The 3,038-nt window shown below is 63.2% G+C and carries 1 protein-coding gene; it reads right to left on the bottom strand.

Annotation, left to right across the window (positions count from 1 at the left end; all coding sequences use genetic code 11):
- Positions 1–3,038, bottom strand: a 3,038-nt coding sequence (locus tag ACWKWM_RS27785; RefSeq protein WP_483849167.1) for a DUF6531 domain-containing protein, incomplete at both ends; no start/stop codon positions are given.

The raw sequence follows: 3,038 nt of genomic DNA, 5'->3' as shown, positions 1-3,038 counted from the left end.
TCGGGGGTGGTGAAGCGGCCGATGTCGGGGTCGTAGTAGCGGAAGGTGTTGTAGTGCAGGCCGGTTTCGCGGTCCAGGTATTGGCCCTGGAAACGCAGATTCTGGTTTATGCCGTAGCCCAGGTCGCGGGTTTCCTGGGTGGTGTTGCCCCATATCTGGAAAGTCGCGCTCCAGACGGTTTCGCCGTCGCTGTCGGTGAGGCGTTCGGGCAAGCCGTTGACGTCGTTGTGGTAGTAGCGGGTGATCGAGTGGGGACCGTGACCTTCGACCCGGGCCAGTGGTTCGTAGCCGTCGTCGGCGTACACGTAAAGCGTGGTGAGGCCGTAACGCTGTTCATGCAGCAGACGCAAGCCGTCCCAGGTGAAAGCGGTATTTTCGAGTTCGTAGCCTTCCGGGTGGTGCTCGGTTTTGCCGATGCGTCGGCCGAGCGGGTCGCAGGTCATGCGCACGACGTTGCCGTTCTGGCCCTTCACTTCGATCAGTCGGTGTTCGGCGTCGTAGGCGAAGGTTTGCCGCCCGCGCTGGCGGCTGTGTTTTTCGATCATTCGCCCGAAGCCGTCGTAGCGGTACGACGTGTCCCGATACCTCAGCAGTTGGTTGTGGAGCACCGGCGGGGTGCTGTTTTTCGGGCCGTCGAGCAGGTTGGCGGCGGGATCGTAGGCGAGGGTTTCGAGGATGCCGAGGCGCGAGTCCTGGGCGCCGAGAATCCTGTGGCTGGAGTCGTAGCCGAGCAGGTGGCGATAGCTGGACTGACGCTCCCGGCGCTCGATCAGGTTGTCCGTCGGGTCGTATTCGTAATCGGTGGTCGCGAGCGGCGGGTGTTGGCGCAGCGGATCGCTCGACTGACGCTGGCGGCTGCGCAGGCGTCCGGTGGGGTCGTACCGGCTCGCGGTTGCCAGCTGGCCCTGGCTGCGCAGCACTTCGCGGTGCAGGCGGTCGCGCTCGATGTCGCAGATCAGCTGGCCGTCGAGGTTGATCTGGTGCAGGTGGCCGCTGCCGTAATGCAGACGATTGAGCCAGCGCCCGTCCGGGAGTTGGCTCTGGCTGCGGTTGCCGAGTTCGTCGTAACGGTGTGCAAGCACGCCCACTGCTGAGGTTTCTTCAAGCAGCTGCCCGAGCGCGTCATAGGCAAAACCCAGCGTCTGCACGACGCCCGCGCTGTCGGTAAAACAAATGCCGGTGAGCCGGTCGGCATCGTCGTACTGATAGTCCGTACGACCGTCGTCGGTGACTTTGGCAGTTAATCGTCCCAGCGCATCATGTTCGAAGTCATGGGCCAGACGCGGCGTCAGCGGCAAGTTATCTCTTGGATCACGCGGGGCCGGCACATGCAGCACCTGGCTCACGTTGCCCAGCGCGTCATAGCGGTAACAGCGCCCGCTGCCGTCCAGATCTCGCTGGCTCAGCAGTTGATCGCCGGCATCCCAGCCAAACGCGTAGCGCTCACCATTTTCATTGGTCAGGGTCTGCAACCGGCCATAGCCGTCGTAGCTCAATAGCACCCGACGTTCATGGGCATCGATGCGCTGCTGCAACTGGCCGCGCCGGTCGTAGTGGTAGACGGTCGGGGAGCCGGTTGCGTCGATGTAGCGGGTGAGCAGTCCGCTGCGATCCCGATGAAAATGCTCGATGCGCCCATCGGCCAGTTCGCGTTTGACCAGATTGCCGCAGGCGTCGTGCTGATACCGCGTGCTCTCGCTCATCGCGTTGGTCACGGTGGTCAAATGGCCGCGAGGGTCGTATTTGAAATACGTGGCATAACCTGAACAGTCGGTCTGCTCAGCCAGATACCCCATCGCGTCCCAGCGCAGCTTTTTGCTTTTGCCGCTGGCGTCGACGATCTCGATCAGTTGACCGTACGCGTCATAGCGGTAGTGGGTGACGTGCCCCAACGGGTCGGTGACGTGGGTGCAGTTGCCGCGCTTGTCGTAGCGGTAGTGCCAGCTCTGGCCGGCGGTGTCGGTTTGCGCTACGGGCAACGCCCATTGTTCAAGAAACACCGTGGCGTCGCGGCGCCCGAGCGGGTCCTGGGTCGAACACAGGTTGCCAGCATCGTCGTAGCTGTAATGCCACTGCCCACCCTGGGGATCGACCGCCCCCAGCAACTGGCGCTCGTCGTTCCAGGTAAACCGCCAGGTGTGGCCGAGGTTGTCGCGGTATTGGGTGATCTGGTGTTGGCCGTTCCAGTGTCGGGTGCTGACGCGGCCCCGCCCGTCGGTGACGACGGTGGTCCCGGCGCTCAGGTCGTAGGCGAAGCGGTAGGCATCGCCTTCATCGGTCCAGTGCTGAACCACCCGCCACTCACGCTCGTCGATCAGCGCCCACTGGTAAAAACAGCGCAGCCCGCTGGGCAACTGATGCTCGACCATGCGCTGCTCGTGGTAGACAAAGCGCCGCTGCGTCTGGCCAAGGGCGTCCCACACTTGCGCCAGTTGGCCTTGCGCGTCGTAGTCATAACGGGCCAGTACTTCGCGTGTTTCATCGATGTAAACCCGTTCGATCTGCTCGATTCGTCGGGACCAGCGTGGCGAATACCCCAGCAGCAGGCGCACGATGTTGTAGGTGTCGCGCAGATGGATCAGACGCCCGAGGTCGTCGTAATCGAGAAAGATCCGGTTGTCGTTGCGATCGCCCAGCTCGGTCAGGCGCAACAAGCCCAAATCGGTCGCAACCGGTTCAAACAGGTGATAACGCCCGTCCTCGCTCTCGATCAGCAACTGGCCGTTGTCATGTCGGCGCACTGCCAGGCTTTCACCGGCGCTGTACACCGCGCCACCCAACGGGATACAGCCCATGTCGATGACACGCGCCTGCTCGTCGGTGTAGATCAGCCGTTCGCCACCCTCGGGGTGCGGCTCGATGCGCACGCTGACTTCAAACGCCACGCTCCAGCCCACGCCGAACAGGCTGTCGGTTCGGGTATCGCGGCTGTTGTAGAAGCGCTGCCACTCCACGGGCAGAATCCCGGCGATGAAGAAATCCAGGTCCTCGACATCGCCCAGCACTTTGGCGCCGGTGGCGGCATGCACCGGGTGCGG

Source organism: Pseudomonas rosaeacicularis, from assembly GCF_057128745.1.
This window is presented reverse-complemented; position numbering and strand designations above follow the sequence as displayed.